At 67.6% G+C, this 15,996-nt stretch carries 14 protein-coding genes; 7 read left to right on the top strand and 7 right to left on the bottom strand.

The window, feature by feature from the left end:
• Window positions 1-3: 3 nt before the first annotated feature.
• The gene (locus AAFN89_RS12140; RefSeq protein WP_347539321.1) at window positions 4-867 is read left to right on the top strand and encodes an ABC transporter permease; all 864 of its coding nucleotides are present in this window, start codon (window positions 4-6) and stop codon (window positions 865-867) included.
• 16 nt (window positions 868-883) lie between these two features.
• Window positions 884-2,677: a gamma-glutamyltransferase family protein gene (locus AAFN89_RS12135; protein ID WP_347539320.1), complete on the top strand. Its 1,794-nt coding sequence runs from the start codon at window positions 884-886 to the stop codon at window positions 2,675-2,677.
• Window positions 2,678-2,690: 13 nt separating this feature from the next.
• Here the strand turns inward: AAFN89_RS12135 and AAFN89_RS12130 are convergent, their stop codons facing one another.
• The 5 genes from AAFN89_RS12130 to AAFN89_RS12110 form a co-directional block, all read right to left on the bottom strand.
• On the bottom strand, window positions 2,691-3,074 hold the full coding sequence (locus tag AAFN89_RS12130; protein ID WP_347539319.1) for a cupin domain-containing protein: 384 nt from the start codon (window positions 3,072-3,074) through the stop codon (window positions 2,691-2,693).
• 82 nt (window positions 3,075-3,156) lie between these two features.
• Window positions 3,157-4,323 carry a Gfo/Idh/MocA family oxidoreductase gene (locus AAFN89_RS12125; protein WP_347539318.1) on the bottom strand — a complete coding sequence of 389 codons (1,167 nt, stop codon included), beginning with the start codon at window positions 4,321-4,323 and terminating at the stop codon, window positions 3,157-3,159.
• 6 nt (window positions 4,324-4,329) lie between these two features.
• Window positions 4,330-5,154: an ATP-binding cassette domain-containing protein gene (locus AAFN89_RS12120; RefSeq protein ID WP_347539317.1), complete on the bottom strand. Its 825-nt coding sequence runs from the start codon at window positions 5,152-5,154 to the stop codon at window positions 4,330-4,332.
• The gene (locus AAFN89_RS12115) at window positions 5,151-6,269 is read right to left on the bottom strand and encodes an ABC transporter permease (protein WP_347539316.1); all 1,119 of its coding nucleotides are present in this window, start codon (window positions 6,267-6,269) and stop codon (window positions 5,151-5,153) included. The genes AAFN89_RS12120 and AAFN89_RS12115 overlap by 4 nt, the downstream gene beginning before the upstream one ends.
• An 80-nt stretch (window positions 6,270-6,349) precedes the next feature.
• A complete protein-coding gene (locus tag AAFN89_RS12110; protein ID WP_347539315.1) occupies window positions 6,350-7,306 on the bottom strand; it encodes a sugar ABC transporter substrate-binding protein in 957 nt (318 codons plus the stop codon).
• A gap of 216 nt (window positions 7,307-7,522) precedes the next feature.
• Between AAFN89_RS12110 and AAFN89_RS12105 the strand changes: the two genes are divergently transcribed.
• Window positions 7,523-8,374: a MurR/RpiR family transcriptional regulator gene (locus AAFN89_RS12105; protein ID WP_347539314.1), complete on the top strand. Its 852-nt coding sequence runs from the start codon at window positions 7,523-7,525 to the stop codon at window positions 8,372-8,374.
• Here the strand turns inward: AAFN89_RS12105 and iolG are convergent.
• Window positions 8,371-9,357, bottom strand: coding sequence for an inositol 2-dehydrogenase (iolG, locus tag AAFN89_RS12100; RefSeq protein WP_347539313.1), 987 nt, complete (start codon window positions 9,355-9,357; stop codon window positions 8,371-8,373). The genes AAFN89_RS12105 and iolG overlap by 4 nt on opposite strands.
• A 137-nt stretch (window positions 9,358-9,494) precedes the next feature.
• On the opposite strand from iolG, the gene iolC reads away from it, so the two are divergent.
• Genes iolC through iolB form a run of 4 tightly spaced genes read left to right on the top strand, consistent with a single transcriptional unit; the run spans window position 9,495 to window position 15,017 of the window.
• Window positions 9,495-11,420, top strand: a complete 1,926-nt coding sequence (gene iolC / locus AAFN89_RS12095) for a 5-dehydro-2-deoxygluconokinase (RefSeq protein ID WP_347539312.1) — start codon at window positions 9,495-9,497, stop codon at window positions 11,418-11,420.
• Window positions 11,417-13,276 (top strand): 3D-(3,5/4)-trihydroxycyclohexane-1,2-dione acylhydrolase (decyclizing), encoded by a 1,860-nt coding sequence (iolD, locus tag AAFN89_RS12090; RefSeq protein WP_347539311.1) that lies wholly within the window; start codon window positions 11,417-11,419, stop codon window positions 13,274-13,276. The genes iolC and iolD overlap by 4 nt, the downstream gene beginning before the upstream one ends.
• Before the next feature lie 6 nt (window positions 13,277-13,282).
• On the top strand, window positions 13,283-14,167 hold the full coding sequence (iolE, locus tag AAFN89_RS12085) for a myo-inosose-2 dehydratase (protein WP_347539310.1): 885 nt from the start codon (window positions 13,283-13,285) through the stop codon (window positions 14,165-14,167).
• A 31-nt stretch (window positions 14,168-14,198) separates the two neighbouring features.
• Entirely contained in the window at window positions 14,199-15,017 is an 819-nt protein-coding gene (gene iolB, locus AAFN89_RS12080; RefSeq protein WP_347539309.1) for a 5-deoxy-glucuronate isomerase, read from the top strand.
• A 9-nt stretch (window positions 15,018-15,026) separates the two neighbouring features.
• Here the strand turns inward: iolB and AAFN89_RS12075 are convergent, their stop codons facing one another.
• A complete protein-coding gene (locus AAFN89_RS12075) occupies window positions 15,027-15,380 on the bottom strand; it encodes a DUF1428 family protein (RefSeq protein ID WP_347539308.1) in 354 nt (117 codons plus the stop codon).
• Window positions 15,381-15,996: the final 616 nt, after the last annotated feature.

Genomic DNA, 15,996 nt, shown 5'->3' with positions numbered 1-15,996 from the left:
CCGATGACCGTTCTCGCCCTCCCGACGCCGCCGGCGCGAACGTCGCGCCTGTGGAAACGCCTTCGCCGGTCGCCGACGACGATCATGGGCGGCAGCGTGGTTCTGGTGTTCGTGGCGGTGGCGCTGCTGGCGCCCTGGATCGCCCCCTACGATCCGATCGCGCCGACCTGGACCGCGATCCGGCAGGCGCCCTCGGCCGCCCATTGGCTGGGGACGGACGATGTGGGCCGCGACATCCTCTCCCGCCTCATCCACGGCGCCCAGGCCTCGCTGGCCGCCGGCGTCGTCTCCGTCGGCATCGCGGTCACGATCGGCGTGCCGCTGGGGCTGGTCGCGGGCTATTTCGGCCGGTGGTCGGACGCGATCATCAGCCGGGTGACGGAGGCGCTGCTGGCCTGCCCGTTCCTGATCCTGGCGATCGCGCTGGCGGCTTTCCTGGGCCCCAGCCTGACCAACGCGATGATCGCCATCGGCCTTTCCGCCTCCCCCATCTTCGTGCGCCTGGCGCGCGCCCAGACCCTGGCGGTCAAGACCGCGGACTATGTGGAAGGCGCCCGCGCGGTGGGGGCTGGGCACCTGCGGATCATCCTCCGCTACATCCTGCTGAACGCCTTCCCGCCGCTGCTGGTCCAGGCGACGCTGACCATCGCGGCGGCGATCATCGCGGAGGCCAGCCTGTCCTTCCTCGGCCTCGGCCAGCAGCCGCCGGCGCCAAGCTGGGGCAGCATGCTGAACACCGCGAAGAACTTCATCACCCAGGCCCCCTGGATGGCGGTGTCGCCGGGGCTGGCGATCTTCGTCACCGTCCTTGCCTTCAACATACTCGGCGACGGGTTGCGGGACATCCTCGACCCCAAGAGCCGCTGACCGTCAGGAACCCTCCATGAGCCAGATCTTCACGACCCGTCCGGAAATCCGCGGCACGTTCGGCGTCGTCGCCTCCACCCACTGGATCGCCAGCGCCGTCGCCATGTCTATGCTGGAACGCGGCGGCAACGCATTCGACGCGGCGGTCGCCGGGGGGCTGACGCTTCAGATCGTGGAGCCGCACCTGAACGGTCCGTCAGGGGAGGTCCCGATCCTATTGCTTCCGACGGGGGCGGAGCGGCCGACCGTGCTGTGTGGGCAGGGGGTGACGCCAGCGGGCGCGACCATTGCTCACTATCGCTCCGAAGGCCTGACCCATATCCCGGGCACCGGCCTTCTTGCTGCCGTCATCCCCGGCGCGTTCGACGCCTGGATGACGCTGCTGCGCGACCATGGAAGGCTGGAGGCGGCCGACGTGATGGCGCCGGCCATCCACTATGCCCGCCACGGCCATCCATTGCTGGCGCGCGTCGCCCAGTCGATCCGGGATATCAGCCCGATGTTCCGGGAGCATTGGAAAAGCTCCGCCGACATATTCATGCCCGGCGGCGACGTTCCCGAAACCGGGAAGCTGTTCGCCAACCCGACGCTTGCCGATACCTATCAGCGGATCGTCGACGAGGCGAAGACGGGCGGCAGCCGCGAGGCGCGGATCGACCGCGCGCGGGACGCCTTCTATCGCGGCTTCGTGGCCGAGGCGATCGAGCGGTTCGCGACCCGCACGGCGGTGATGGACGCCAGCGGCGCGCCCCACAAGGGGGTCATCACGGCCGCCGACATGGCCGGCTGGCGGTCGAGTTACGAAACGCCGCTCAGCTACGACTATCACGGCCATACGGTCTTCAAGACCGGGCCGTGGGGACAGGGGCCGGTGCTGCTTCAGCAACTGGCGCTGCTGAAGGGATTCGACATCGCGGCCATGGACCCGACGGGGCCGGATTTCGTCCATGTCGTGACCGAATGCATGAAGCTGGCCTTCGCCGACCGCGAAGCCTATTACGGCGACCCCGCCTTCGGCGACGTGCCGATGGAGACGCTGCTGTCGGATGCCTACAACGACTCGAGGCGGGCACTGGTCGGGGAAGAAGCTTCCAAGGAGCTTCGTCCCGGCACCGCGGGCGAGCGCACGCCGACGGGCGAGGATCTGCTGCGCCTCAGCGAGATGGATTTGACGGCCGCCGGGGCCGGCGGCGGGGAGCCGACCATGGCCCATCTGGGCGACCGGCGCGGTGACACCTGCCATATCGACGTTATCGACAGGGACGGCAACATGGTGTCCGCCACCCCCTCCGGCGGCTGGCTGCAAAGTTCTCCCGTCGTGCCGGGGCTGGGCTTCCCGCTGAACAGCCGCGGACAGATGTTCTGGCTGAAAGAGGGGCTGCCGGCCAGCCTTGCCCCCGGAAAGCGGCCGCGCACGACGCTGACCCCGTCCATCGCCTTCAGGGACGGGAAACCCTACATGGCGTTCGGCACCCCCGGCGGCGACCAGCAGGACCAGTGGCAGACGATTTTCCTCCTGCGGCATATCCATCACGGGCACGACCTCCAGCGCGCCATCGACGGACCGCTGTTCCATACCGAACACATGCCGAGCTCCTTCTACCCCCGGCAGGCGAAGCTCGGCTGCCTGACGGTGGAGGAGAATTTCGGCCCGGCGACGATCGAGGCGCTGAAGGCGCGAGGCCATGAGGTGACGGTCGCGGAGCCCTGGTCTGTCGGGCGCATGTGCGCCGCGGCGCGGGAGGAGGACGGTGTCCTGAAGGCCGCGGCGACGCCGAGGCTGATGCAGGCCTATGCCATGGGAAGGTAGGGGGAGAGGCGCGTCAGATCCAGACGTCGTTCTGGGCGGTCCTGTCGCCGCCGACATTGCCGGTGTTGAGGACGCCGCGCGGCTCGATCAGCATCAGCCTGACCTCCTTCTCCGCATAAGGCTTGTGCTCGACGCCCTTGGGCACGACGAACATCTCGCCCGCTTTCAGAAGGACATGGCCGTCCCGGAAGTCGATGCGCAATTCCCCGCCCAGCACGATGAACGTCTCGTCCGTGTCGGGGTGGTCGTGCCAGACGAAATCGCCCTCAAGCCGGGCGATCTTGAACTGGTAGTCGTTCATCTCCGCAATGACCTTCGGAGTCCATTGTTCGGAGAAGAGGTCGAACTTCTTCTCGAGATTGATCGCGGAGTAGGTCTTCGGGTCGTCGAGCGGCATGGAAGGCTCCTTCAAAGCGGAAGGGCCCACCATGCGGCGTTCGGATGCCGAAGTCTTGGACGATCGTGATGGGCGTGACGCTTCAGCCGAGAACGTCGATCCAGGCCCCCGCCGTCGCTGCGCGGTCGATGGCGTGGAGGGTGTGTTCGATCTCCAGGGCCTGACGGAAATCCGGCCAGGCCGGCGCGCCGCTGCCGATGGCGGCCAGGAGAGCGCCTGCCTCCGCCACCTTCAGATCGTTGAAGCCCAGCCCGTGGCCCGGTGCGGGCAGGAAGGCACCGTAGGGCGGATGGTCGGGGCCGAGAAGGATCTTCCGGAAGCCGTTCCGGTCACTCCCGGCGGCCGATGGCTGGAAAAGGAGAAGCTCGTTCATCCGCTCCTGGTCGAAGAGGATGCTGCCCTCCGTCCCGTAAAGCTCGAACGCGAGGCGGTTCTTCCGGCCCCAGGCGACGCGGCTGGTGGCGATCGTCCCGATGATCCCACCGTCGAAGCGCAGCATGGCGTGGACGATGTCCTCATTCTCCACCGGCGCGCGGGGCGCGTCGGCGTCGGCGGCGAGCGGACCGAACTGCTTCGCCGATCCGGTCACCGGCCGGTCGGCGATGATGGTGCTGCGATCCGCGGAGACCGAGCGGATCGGCCCCATCAGGTAGCACGCGAAGCTGAGGATATGCGATCCGATGTCGCCCAGCGCTCCCGTCCCCGCCAGATCGCGCCGGCAGCGCCATGAGAAGGGGACATCGGGAGAGGCCATGTAGTCCTCATCCGACAGGCCGCGAAAATAGGTCGGACGGCCGATCGCGCTTTCCTCCACCAGCTTCCGGGTGAAGGTGACGGCGGGGCTGCGGAGGTAGTTGTAGCCGACCAGCGTGACGGTTCCGGCCTCGTCGGCCGCGTCGGCCATGGCGATCGCATCCTCCAGCGCCACCGCCATCGGCTTTTCGCAATAGACGTGCTTGCCCGCGGCCAGCGCCGCCAGCGTCATCTCCCGATGCAGGGCGTTGGGCGCGGTGACGGCGACGATATCGACCGCCGGATCGGCGACCAGCGCCCGCCAATCATCGGTCGCGCGGGCGAAACCGAAGCGGGAGGCGAGACCCCGCGCCGCGTCGGAATCCAGATCCGCCACCATCTCCAGCCGCGCGTCGGGACCGTCCGGGAACAGGGCGGGCGCGGCGCGGAACGCCATGGCGTGGCACACGCCCATGAAGCCCGTGCCGATCAGGCCGATCCCCAGCGTGCGGCGCATTCTCGGCTATCCGGCCCTGGCCGCGCCGTTGCTATCGCCGTTGCCGCGAGAGAGTTCAGCCAGCTCGGCCGTCAACGTCTCAAGCTCCTGGCCGCCGGCCATCATCTCCAGCACCTCCTCCCGGCTGACCTTGTCCTTGGCGAAAGTGCCCATGGACCGCCCCCGATTCAGGAGCGTGAAAGTGTCGGCCACCGGATAAGCGTGATGGACGTTGTGGGTGATGAAGATGACGCCCAGATTGCGCGCCCTTGCCTGGGCGACGTAGCGCAGCACCATGGAGGCCTGCTTGACGCCGAGCGCGGAGGTCGGCTCGTCCAGGATCAGCACCTTGGCGCCGAAATAGACCGCGCGCGCGATGGCGACGCACTGCCGCTCCCCGCCCGAAAGGGTGCCGACCGCCTGGGACGGATCGCGCACGTCGATGCCGATGCGGGCCATCTCCTCCTTCGCGACGCGGCCGGCGAAGGCGGCGTCGAACCGCTTCAGCGGGCCTTTGCCCTTCGTCGGCTCCCGCCCCATGAAGAAGTTCCGCGTGATGCTCATCAGCGGGACCATGGCGAGGTCCTGGTAGACCGTGGCGATGCCGAGATCGAGCGCGTCGCGCGGGGAGCCGAACCGGACCTCCCGCCCCTCCACGAAAAGCGAGCCCTCGCTGGGCTCATGGACGCCCGACAGCGTCTTGATGAGCGTCGACTTGCCCGCGCCATTGTCGCCCAGGAGCGCCAGAACCTCGCCCGGACGAACCGACATGGTGATGTCCTTGAGCGCGACGACGGAGCCGAAATATTTCGACACGCCGCGCAGTTCAACAAGAGGAGCCGCCTCCATCATGACCGTCCCCCCGTCACCTTGCGCCGGATGAAATTGTTGAAGATGACGGCGATCAGCAGCATCACGCCGAGGAACACCCGGAACCAGTCCGTGCTAACGCCGGTGTAGAAGATGCCCATCTGCACCACGCCGAAGATCAGGGCGCCAAAGCAGGCGCCGACGACTGAGCCGTAGCCGCCGGTCAGCAGCGTCCCACCGATGACGGCGGCGATGATCGCTTCGAACTCCTTCAAGAGGCCCCGATCGGCGGAGGCGGAGCCGAATTCGAAGACCTGGCAGGCGGCGTAGACTGTGGCGCAGAAGGCGGTGAACATGAACAGCACGATCTTCACCCGCGCCACCGGGACGCCCACATTGCGCGCGGCGACCGGATCGCCGCCCGATGCGAAGATCCAGTTGCCGAACCGGGTGCGCAACAGGACCCAACTCGCCAGCGCCGCCAGCACCACCCACCAGACGATGATCATCGGAATGCCGTCTACATAGGGCACGCCGTCGTCATAGCGGCCGATAAGCCCCCAATCGGCCAGGAGGTTGAAGAGCGGCAGGCCGATCTTGCCGCCGAACAGCGGGGCCAGCCAGTCGCCCTCCGCCCCGTCGCGCACGCCGCCGACGATCGTCCGGTTGGTGAACATGATGGAGAGCGCGATGGTCAGGCCGCGCAAAATGAACAGGAAGGCGAGCGAGACGATGAAGGAAGGCAGCCCCGTCCGGATGACGAGAAAGCCGATCAGCGCCCCAATCCCCATGGCGCCGGCGAAGGCGAACAGGATCGCGACCCAGGCCGGCCAGCCAAAGAAGACCACCGGTATGGCGATCATCATACCGGCGAAGCCGATCATGGAGCCGATGGAAAGGTCGAATTCTCCCGCGATCATCAGAAGGCTGGCGCCGACCGCCAGCACGCCGAGCTGTGCTGAGACGATGGTCCAGTTCATGATCCCATCGCCGGAGAACATGCCCGACCCGCCTGCGACGAGAGCGAAGAAGACGAAGACCAGGATGGTCCCCGACATAGCGCCCAGCTCCGGCCGCGTCATCAGCCGCGACAGGATGGAGACGTCCCGGACCCGTTCGTCGGGAGGGGGCGAGGATGTTTCGGTGGAGATGGTCATGGACCGGTCCGAGAGGCGACGGGAAGCTATCCGAAAGAAGTGAGGCCGGGCGCTGGGGAGCCACCCGGCCTCCTTCCGGCTCAGCGATATTCGCCGGCCAGTTCCTCGACCAGGGCGATATTCTCCTCCGTCACGAAGCCGGGGCCGGAGTTGATGTCGCTGCTGGGGATGACGCCGTAGCGCGCGTAGTTGGTCAGCAGAACCACCGGCAGATAACCCTGGAGGAAGGGCTGCTGATCGATCGCGAAATTGATCGTGCCGGCCTTGATCGCCTCGGCGATCCCTGCGCTGAGGTCGAAGGTGCCGAAGAAGATCTCGCCGGCCATGCGGTTGTCCTCAAGCACCTGGATCGTCGGCTCCGCCGAATTCGGGCCCAGCGCCAGGATGCCGTTCGTCTCCGGATGGGTGCGCAGATAGGCTTCGACCTTGGTCGTGACCTCCGTCGGGTCGATGCCGGAATCGATCATCTGGTCGCCCAGTTCGACCCCCAGCGCGTCGGCGAAGCCCTGGCAGCGTTCGACCGAGGCCGGGTTGGTGATGTAGTGGTTGACGCAGAGGAAGTTGGTCACGCCCGCTTCCTTGGCGCGCAGCCCCGCGCCGTAGCCGGCGTCATATTCGGGCTGACCGATATGCAGGAGAGCGCCCAGTTCATCGCTCTGCTCCTGCGTGCCGGAATTGATGGTGATGACCGGGATGCCCTTGCGGACGGCGTCGGTGATCGGTCCTTGCAGGACATTGAAATCCGCGATCGTCACGATGATGCCGTCGGGATTGGAGGACGCCGCCTGCTCGACCAGCCGGGCCATGTCGGCCAGATCGCCGGTCGGCGGGTTCAGATAATCGACCGAAACCTCCATCTGCTCGGCGGCGAGCGCGAGGGCGTTCTTGATGGTGTTCCACCAGGTATCGGAATCCGGCCCGTGGCTGATCATCACGAAATGCTCGCCTTCAGCCTGAGCCGTCGCCGGCAGCGCCGCAACGGAAACGGCCAGGGCCGCGCCGGCCACCGCGCCCTGCATCAATCGCTTCAAAGCCATCTTGATATCCTCCCTTCGGGTTGTCGGACCGCCGCCGCCACAAAGGCAACCTGGCGGCCGGGTCTTCGGCGCCTGCCCGGTTCCGTCCGGACAATATCGAACGAAGATTTCGATTTTTATTTTTCGTAGAATGCATATTCTAATTTTGGCCGTAAAGGCTTTTCTCGATCCTTTCCGCTACGAAGCCGGAGGATGAGGCGGCCGGGAAAGGGGACCATGGACATCGAAGACAGCGAGCGCGGCGAACCGTCCAATTTCGACCGGCTGCGGGCGGAGATCTCCAGCCGCCACGGCAGCATGAGCCGGCGGTTGCAGCAGATTGCCGAATATGCGCTGGCGAACCCGAACGACATGGCGCTGGAGACGGTCGCCACCGTGGCGGCGCGGGCCGGCGTCCAGCCCTCCTCCCTCATCCGCTTCGCCAAGACGCTGGGCTATGGCGGGTTCAGCGACATGCAGCGCGTGTTCCGCACGCGGCTGGTCGACCGGATGCCCAGCTACGATGAAAGGCTGCGGGCGCTGGCCGACGATCGCGGCGGGGCGCTGGACGATACGGCCGGCGTGCTGGACCATTTCGCCACCGCCGGAATCCATGCGCTTGAGCATCTGCGCCAGGAAGTTCCGAGGGAGGATCTGGACAAGGCCGTCGCCCTGCTGGCGGATGCCGACCAGGTCTACGTGCTGGGCCAGCGCCGGGCGTTCCCCGTCGCCTCCTATTTCGCCTACACGCTCAGCCATCTGGGCCGTCGGGCGCACCTGATAGACGGCGTCGGCGGCATGACGATGCAGCAGGCCCGCGGCATGACGGACCGCGACGCGCTGATTGCCATATCCTTCAAGCCCTACGCGCCGGAGACGGTGGAGGTGTGCCGGACGGCGGCGATGCAGGGCGTGCCGATCCTCGCCATCACCGACACGGCCCTGTCGCCGCTGATCCCGCTGACCAGCGTCTCGCTGGAGGTAGAGGACGCGCAGGTGAAGGGCTTCCGCTCCCTGTCCGCCACCATGTGCCTTGCCGTAACGCTGGTCGTCGCGCTGGGGCGCTGGCTGGAGCGCCCCCGCCGCTAGAGATCCACCGGCGCGCCGGATTTGAGGGACTCCAGCGCCGCATCGGCCAATCTCAGCGCCATCCGTCCGTCCTCGCCGCCCGGATCGGGCGCCCTGCCCTCCGCGACGGCGCCGATAAAGGCGTCCAGTTCGATGCGGTAGGCTTCGGCGTAGCGTTCCAGGAAGAAATGCATCGGCTTGTCGGTCGAAACGGCGTCGGCCGTGGCCGCCAGGATTGCGGTTTCGGTCCGGTTTCCAACCTGGAGCATCCCGCGCGACCCCAGCACCTCCACCCGCTGGTCGTAGCCGTAGGCGGCGCGGCGGCTGTTGGTGATGACCGCCTGGGTTCCGCGCTTCGTGGTCAGCACCACCGTCGCGGTGTCGATGTCGCCGGCCGCGCCAATCGCAGGATCGACGAGGCAGGCGCCGGTCGCGAAGATCCGCGCCGGTTCCTCCCCCAACAACCATCGGGCGATATCCAGATCGTGGATCATCATGTCGCGGAAGAGGCCGCCGGAAACCTTGATGTAATCGATCGGCGGCGGGCCGGGATCGCGGCTGGTGATGACCACCTGCTCGACCTCCCCGACCTCGCCCGCCCGGAGCCGCTTGCGGAGCGCGGCAAAGGTCGGGTCGAAGCGGCGGTTGAAGCCCAGCATCAGCGGCACGCCGGTACTGGCGACCACGGCGAGGCAGGTTTCGACGCGGACGCTGTCCAGGTCGATCGGCTTTTCACAGAAGATCGCCTTGCCGGCCCTGGCGGACGATTCGATCAGATCGGCGTGGGTGTCGGTGGAGCTGGCGACCATCACCGCCGTCACCTCCGGGTCGACCAGAGCGGCCTCAACGTCCGCAACCTCAGCGCCGCGCTGTGCAGCGAGCGTAGCGGCGGCGTCCGCGTTCACGTCCACCACATATTTCAGCCGGGCCGATGGGTGGGCGGCGATGTTGCCGGCATGGATGCGACCGATGCGGCCGGCTCCGAACTGGGCGAAGGTGAGCATCTGGAAACTCTCCGAAAGCAGGAACGCCGGCCGCGCCGGCGGGCAATTTCAGAATTCCTATTCTTCTGTTGCCCGTCAAATGGAATTCTTGTTTCATACGCCAACCCCGCAGCCGATATCGAGGATAGACCGAACCGATGACTGCCGCCGACCGACTGCTGGACGTCATATGCGTCGGCCGATCCTCGGTCGACCTTTATGGCGAGCAGATCGGCGGGCGGCTGGAGGACATGGCGAGCTTCGCCAAATATATCGGCGGATGCCCCGCCAACATCTCCGTCGGCGCGGCCAGGCTGGGCCTGCGCTCCGCCCTCGTCACGCGGGTCGGGGACGAGCATATGGGCCGGTTCATCCGGGAGGAGCTGGAGCGTGAGGGCGTGGACGTGCGCGGCGTCGCGACCGATCCCGAGCGGCTGACGGCGCTGGTCATCCTGGGCGTGCGCGACCGGGAGCGGTTCCCGCTGATCTTCTATCGCGAAGACTGCGCCGACGCGGCGCTGGAGGAAGGCGACATCGACCCCGCTTTGATCGCGGAAGCGAAGGCGGTCGTGGTCACCGGCACCCATTTCTCCCGTCCCAACCTGGACGCCGCCAGCCGGAAGGCGATGGATCTCGCCCGCCGCGCCGGCGCGAAGGTGATCCTGGACATCGACTACCGGCCGGTCCTGTGGGGCGCGACCGGCCATGGCGGCGGGGAATCCCGCTTCGTCGCGGACCGGGGGGTGACGGAGCATCTGGCATCAATCCTCGGCGGATGCGACGTGATCGTCGGGACGGAGGAGGAATTCCACATCGCCGGCGGCGCGACCGACACGATCGCGGCTTTGCGGGCGGTGCGGGAGGTAGCGCCGGAGGCCCTGCTGGTCTGCAAGCGTGGCCCGATGGGCTGTTCCGCCTTCCCCGGCGCGGTCCCGGACGATCTGGATCAGGGCGTAACCGGACCCGGATTTCCGGTCGAGGTCTATAACGTGCTGGGCGCGGGCGACGCCTTCATGAGCGGCTTCCTGCGCGGCTTCCTGCGCGGCGCGGCGCTGGAGGAATGCTGCCGGCTCGCCAACGCCTGCGGGGCCTTCGCCGTGTCACGTCATGGCTGCGCGCCCGCGGCACCGAGCTGGATGGAACTTCAGCACTTCTTGGCGGAGGGCAGCCCGCACCGGCAGTTGCGGCGCGACGAGGCGCTGAACCGGCTGCACTGGTCCACAACCCGCCATGGCGACTGGCCCGAGGTCCTGGCTTTCGCCTTCGACCATCGCAGCCAGTTGGAGGAGATCGCGGACCGCCACGGCGCGCCCCACCACCGGATCGGCGAGTTCAAGCTGCTGGCGCTGAAGGCGACCCGGGAAGCCGGAGCCGGCGCATCGGCCGGAGTCATCATCGACGGACGGCATGGGCAGGACGCGCTGGACGCCGCCTCTGGCGGCGATCTCTGGATCGGAAGGGCGATCGAGGAGCCGGGATCGATCCCGCTGCGCTTCGATGGCGGGCTGGATGCCGGCAGCATCCTGCGCGAATGGCCGGCCGAGCATGTGGTGAAATGCCTGGCCTTTTACCATCCGGACGATCCGCCGGCCCTAAGGGACGAGCAGGAGCGCACGCTGCTGGCCTTGCAGGAGGCGGCGCGGTCAACGCGCCATGAGCTGCTGGTCGAGATCATCGCCGGCCGGTCCGAACCGCCGGTCGACGACGCAACGATCCCGCGCGCCGTGGAACGGCTCTACCGTGCGGGGCTCCATCCAGACTGGTGGAAGCTGCCCCCGCCTGAGACACAGGAAGCCTGGGACAGGATCGCGGCATCCATCGACGACCATGACCCGCACTGCCGGGGCGTGCTGCTGCTGGGGCTGGAGCGGCCGGAGGAGGAGCTTAAGGCGGCCTTCGCCCTGGCCGCGCGGCAGCCCGTATGCAAGGGTTTCGCGGTCGGCCGCACCATCTTCGCCGAAGCCGCCGATGGCTGGTTCGGCGGCGTGCTGGACGACGAGGGCGCGGTCGCGCTGATGGCCCGGAACTATCGCCGCCTGATCGGCCACTGGCGGGCGGCGCGGAAGGAGGAGGCGACCCCATGAACGCGACCGGAGGCACTGTCCGGCTGACCATGGCGCAGGCGCTGGTGCGCTACCTCGCCGCCCAGACGACGGTCATCGACGGCGAGGAGACGCCGCTGTTCGGCGGCGTATGGGCGATCTTCGGCCATGGCAACGTGGCCGGCATGGGCGAAGCCCTGTGGCATGCGCGCGACCGGCTGCCGACATATCGGGCGCATAACGAGCAGGCGATGGCCCATGCCGCCATCGCCTACGCCAAGGCGTCCCGCCGGCGGCGGATGATGGCCTGCACCAGCTCCATCGGCCCCGGCGCGACCAACATGGTCACCGCCGCCGCGCTGGCCCATGTCAACCGGCTGCCGGTGCTGCTGCTGCCCGGCGACGTGTTCGCCAGCCGGCGGCCCGACCCGGTGTTGCAGCAGGTGGAGGATTTCGGGGACGGCACGGTCTCCGCCAATGACTGCTTCCGTCCCGTCTCCGCCTATTTCGACCGCATTACGCGGCCGGAGCAGATCCTGACCGCCCTGCCCCGCGCCCTTTCGGTGCTGACCGATCCCGCCGCCTGCGGGCCGGTGACGCTGGCGCTGTGCCAGGACGTGCAGGCGGAGGCGTTCGATTATCCCGAACGGTTCTTCGAGCCCCGGGAATGGACGCCCCGCCGCCCATCCCCCGACATGCGGGAACTGGACCTTGCCGCCGGCCTTCTCACCGACGCGAAGACGCCGCTGATCGTGGCGGGCGGCGGCGTTCATTACGCGGAGGCGACCGCCACGCTGCGCGCCTTCGCGGAGCGGCATGGTGTACCCGTGGCGGAGACGCAGGCCGGCAAGAGCGCCCTGCCCCACGACCATCCGCTCAATCTCGGCTCCGTCGGCGTCACCGGCTCCAGCGCCGCCAATGCGATGGCGGAGAAGGCGGACCTTGTACTGGCGGTCGGCACGCGTCTTCAGGATTTCACCACCGGCTCCTGGAGCCTGTTCGGCCACCCCGATCGCCGGATCGTGGCGCTGAACGTCCAGCCCTTCGATGCCGGGAAGCGGCACGCCCAGCCGCTGGTCGCCGACGCCGGAGTCGGGCTGGAGATGCTGTCCGCCGTGCTGGCCGACTGGCGCGCCCCCGCCGCATGGACGGAGAAGGCCGCGAGCGAGATCAAGGGCTGGACCCGCGCCGTCACGGCGGCGACCGCCGCCACCAACGCCGCCCTGCCCTCCGACGCCCAGGTGATCGGCGCGGTCCAGCGCGCTTCGCTTCCCGACGATGTGGTGGTCTGCGCGGCCGGCGGGTTGCCCGGCGAGCTTCACAAGCTGTGGCGGGCGGAGCGGCCGGGCGGCTATCATCTGGAATATGGCTATTCCTGCATGGGCTATGAGATCGCGGGCGGGCTGGGCGTCAAGATGGCGGACCCGTCGCGGGAAGTGATCGTCATGGTCGGCGACGGCAGCTATCTGATGATGAACAGCGAGATCGCGACCTCGATCCTGCTGGACCGGAAGCTGATCATCGTCCTGCTGGACAATCGCGGCTTCGGCTGCATCAACCGGCTGCAACGCGCAACCGGCGGCGAGAGCTTCAACAATCTGCTGGAGCACACGCTGCATGAGGCGCTGCCGGAGGTGGATTTCCGCGCCCATGCCGAAAGCCTGGGCGCGCGGGCGGAGAAGGTTTCGAGCCTCGCCGACCTGGAGGCCTCCATCGGCCGCGCGCGGGACGCCGAGAAAACGAGCGTCATCGTCATCGATACCGACCCCATGCCCACGACGGAAGCCGGCGGCCATTGGTGGGACGTGGCGGTGCCGGAGGTTTCCGACCGGGCGGAGGTCCGCGCCGCGCGGAAAGATTACGATCAAGCACTCACCCGCCAACGCCTTGGAGACTGAACGGAAATGAGCGTCCGCATCGGCGCCAACCCCATCGGCTGGTCGAACGACGACATGCCTGAACTGGGCGGCGAGACGCCGCTGGAGACCTGCCTTGCCGAAGCGGCCGCCGCCGGCTTCGAGGGGATGGAGCTTGGCAACAAGTTCCCGAGGGAGCCCGAGGCGCTGCGCGCGATCCTGTCGAAGCACGGGATGTCGCTCGTGTCCGGCTGGTATTCGGCCAACCTGCTGGACCGGGACGACAAGGCGGAGATGGAGGTTCTGCGTCCTCACCTGGATTTGCTGAAGGCGCTGGGATCCGACGTGCTGGTGTTCGCCGAGACGACGGGCTGCGTCCATGGCGACCGCGCGACGCCACTGTCGAACCGTCCGAAGCTGGATGCCGGCCAGTGGCGGGAGTTCGGCGCCCGGATGACCCGGCTGGCCGACGCCACGGCGGCGGAGGGCGTCAGGCTCGCCTACCATCACCATATGGGGACGGTCGTCGAAAGCGAGGTCGATATCGACGCGCTGATGGCGGCGACGGGGCCGTCCGTGGGGCTGCTGCTGGATTCGGGGCACGCGACCTTCGCCGGCATCGACCCCGCCGCGCTGGCCCGCCGCTATCGCGACCGCATCGCCCATGTCCACACCAAGGACATCCGGCCGGCGGTCATGGCGCGGGCGAAGGCGGAGGGGTGGAGCTTCCTGGACGCCGTGATCGAGGGCGTGTTCACGGTGCCCGGCGATGGCGGGATCGACTTCCCGGCGATGTTCGCCGAGCTTCGCGGCTATGAGGGCTGGGTGGTGGTGGAGGCCGAGCAGGATCCCGCCAAGGCCCATCCCGCCACCTATGCCAGGCTGGGGTTCGACAATCTGAACCGCTATCTGACGGAAGCGGGCCTGCGCTGAACGCCCGCGCGAAGCACGAGGAACCGAAAGCATGACCGATCTTCTGGTGAAGCCCACCGCGCCCGACGCCGACGGCAGCGTGCTGAAGGTGACGCCCGAAAGCGCCGGCTGGGACTATGTCGGGTTCGAGGTGCTGAAGCCCGAGGCCGGCGGCCGGATAGAGCGCGCAATGCCGGGCCGGGAGGTCTGCATCGTGCCCGTCACCGGCACGATCGACGTGACTGTGGACGACGGATCGTCCGGCGGCGACAGGCTGTTCGGCAAGGTCGGCGGCCGGACATCGCCCTTCGACGGCAAGCCGCAAGCCGTCTATGTGCCGGCCGGGGCGGCCTTCGCGATCGAGGCCGTGACGGCGGCGGAGATCGCGATCTGTTCCGCCCCCGGCAAGGGCGGCCATGCCGCCCGGCTGATCGGCCCCGACGATGTCGGGTTCGAGGAGCGCGGGACGGGGACCAACCGGCGGCTGATCCACAACATCCTGCCGGAGACGGCGCCGGCGGAAAGCCTGCTGGTGGTGGAGGTCGTCACGCCCGGCGGCAACTGGTCCTCCTACCCGCCGCACAAGCACGACCGGGACGCGCCGCCGGAGGAGACGAAGCTGGAGGAGACCTACTACCACCGCCTGTCGCCTCCCCAGGGCTTCGCCTTCCAGCGCGTCTATACCGACGACCGCTCGCTGGACGAGACGATGGCCGTCGGCGACGGGGACTGCGTTCTGGTGCCGCGCGGCTACCATCCCGTTGGCGCGCCGCACGGCTACGATCTTTATTATCTCAATGTGATGGCCGGCCCCCGGCGGCAGTGGAAGTTCTGGAACGATCCCGACCATCGCTGGCTGCTGGAGCGGTAGGCCGCCGCCTCACATCTCCACGATCGGCCTGAACCCGCCGAAGATCATCCGCTTGCCGTCGAAGGGCATGTTCGCCATGTCGCCCTTCAGCCGCTCGTCGGCCATGACCTTCGCGTTGATCTCGTCCCGCCGCTCCCGCGATTCATAGACGATCCAGGCGAAGACGACGGTTTCGTCCTCCTTCACCTGCACGGCGCGAGGGAAGGATGTCAGTTCGCCATAGGGGACATCGTCGGCGACGCATTCCACCACGGCGATCGCCCCGTGCTCCTTCCAGACCTCGCCGGCCTTGCGGGCTATCTCCCTGTAGGCCTCGACCTTGTCTTTCGGCACGGGGACCAGGAAACCGTCGACATAGGACATGATGGGAACTCCCTTTCGGTTCGTGTGCGGATATTGGTAGTACGAATTTCGCCGACGCCTGTTGTGTTGTGTAGGGGATATTTCGCGTGAGGCGGGTTAAGCCCCTCACCCAACCCTCTCCCCGAAGGGGCGAGGGCTACCACTGTCCCGCTTTTTTCTCATGTGGGCTTTTGTAGGCTTTTGTCGGCTTTTTCGTTCCCCATCACCGTCATGCCGGACCCTGATCCGGCATCCATGGGACGTCGATGGCGGGCAGGGCCGGATCCGGGTCTTCGTCGCCGGCGCGGCGTCTCCGGCCTATGGATTCTGGCCTTCGCCAGAATGACCAATTGGGGGTGGGGTTCGCTTTCCCAGCGTCATCATTCGTCATCATTTCGGGCGCGGGGGAGAGGGAGCGAGGCGTTCATACAGGAATAATATCCCAACACGGCCGCCCTGTCACGCGATCTTCGCGGCCGGTCGCGGCTGTGCGTCCAACCAACTACCCCCCTCATGAGCAACCGGAAAGAGGGGTGACAAGTTAGCCCGGAGACATGGGTTACAGGTTTTGTGGTTTGTTCTGTAGCGCATGGGGTCTGGGCGGCCGTCCCGACCCCCTGCGCCTGAATCCTTGCCT

The organism is Inquilinus sp. CAU 1745, from assembly GCF_039839375.1.
Lineage (GTDB): Bacteria > Pseudomonadota > Alphaproteobacteria > DSM-16000 > Inquilinaceae > JBDOQU01.
This window is presented reverse-complemented; position numbering and strand designations above follow the sequence as displayed.

Coding starts and splice junctions, on each gene's coding strand:
- AAFN89_RS12140 (WP_347539321.1), top strand. CDS start 4: ATGACCGTTCTCGCCCTCCCGACGCCGCCGGCGCGAACGTCGCGCCTG.
- AAFN89_RS12135 (WP_347539320.1), top strand. CDS start 884: ATGAGCCAGATCTTCACGACCCGTCCGGAAATCCGCGGCACGTTCGGC.
- AAFN89_RS12130 (WP_347539319.1), bottom strand. CDS start 3,074: ATGCCGCTCGACGACCCGAAGACCTACTCCGCGATCAATCTCGAGAAG.
- AAFN89_RS12125 (WP_347539318.1), bottom strand. CDS start 4,323: ATGCGCCGCACGCTGGGGATCGGCCTGATCGGCACGGGCTTCATGGGC.
- AAFN89_RS12120 (WP_347539317.1), bottom strand. CDS start 5,154: ATGATGGAGGCGGCTCCTCTTGTTGAACTGCGCGGCGTGTCGAAATAT.
- AAFN89_RS12115 (WP_347539316.1), bottom strand. CDS start 6,269: ATGACCATCTCCACCGAAACATCCTCGCCCCCTCCCGACGAACGGGTC.
- AAFN89_RS12110 (WP_347539315.1), bottom strand. CDS start 7,306: ATGGCTTTGAAGCGATTGATGCAGGGCGCGGTGGCCGGCGCGGCCCTG.
- AAFN89_RS12105 (WP_347539314.1), top strand. CDS start 7,523: ATGGACATCGAAGACAGCGAGCGCGGCGAACCGTCCAATTTCGACCGG.
- iolG (WP_347539313.1), bottom strand. CDS start 9,357: ATGCTCACCTTCGCCCAGTTCGGAGCCGGCCGCATCGGTCGCATCCAT.
- iolC (WP_347539312.1), top strand. CDS start 9,495: ATGACTGCCGCCGACCGACTGCTGGACGTCATATGCGTCGGCCGATCC.
- iolD (WP_347539311.1), top strand. CDS start 11,417: ATGAACGCGACCGGAGGCACTGTCCGGCTGACCATGGCGCAGGCGCTG.
- iolE (WP_347539310.1), top strand. CDS start 13,283: ATGAGCGTCCGCATCGGCGCCAACCCCATCGGCTGGTCGAACGACGAC.
- iolB (WP_347539309.1), top strand. CDS start 14,199: ATGACCGATCTTCTGGTGAAGCCCACCGCGCCCGACGCCGACGGCAGC.
- AAFN89_RS12075 (WP_347539308.1), bottom strand. CDS start 15,380: ATGTCCTATGTCGACGGTTTCCTGGTCCCCGTGCCGAAAGACAAGGTC.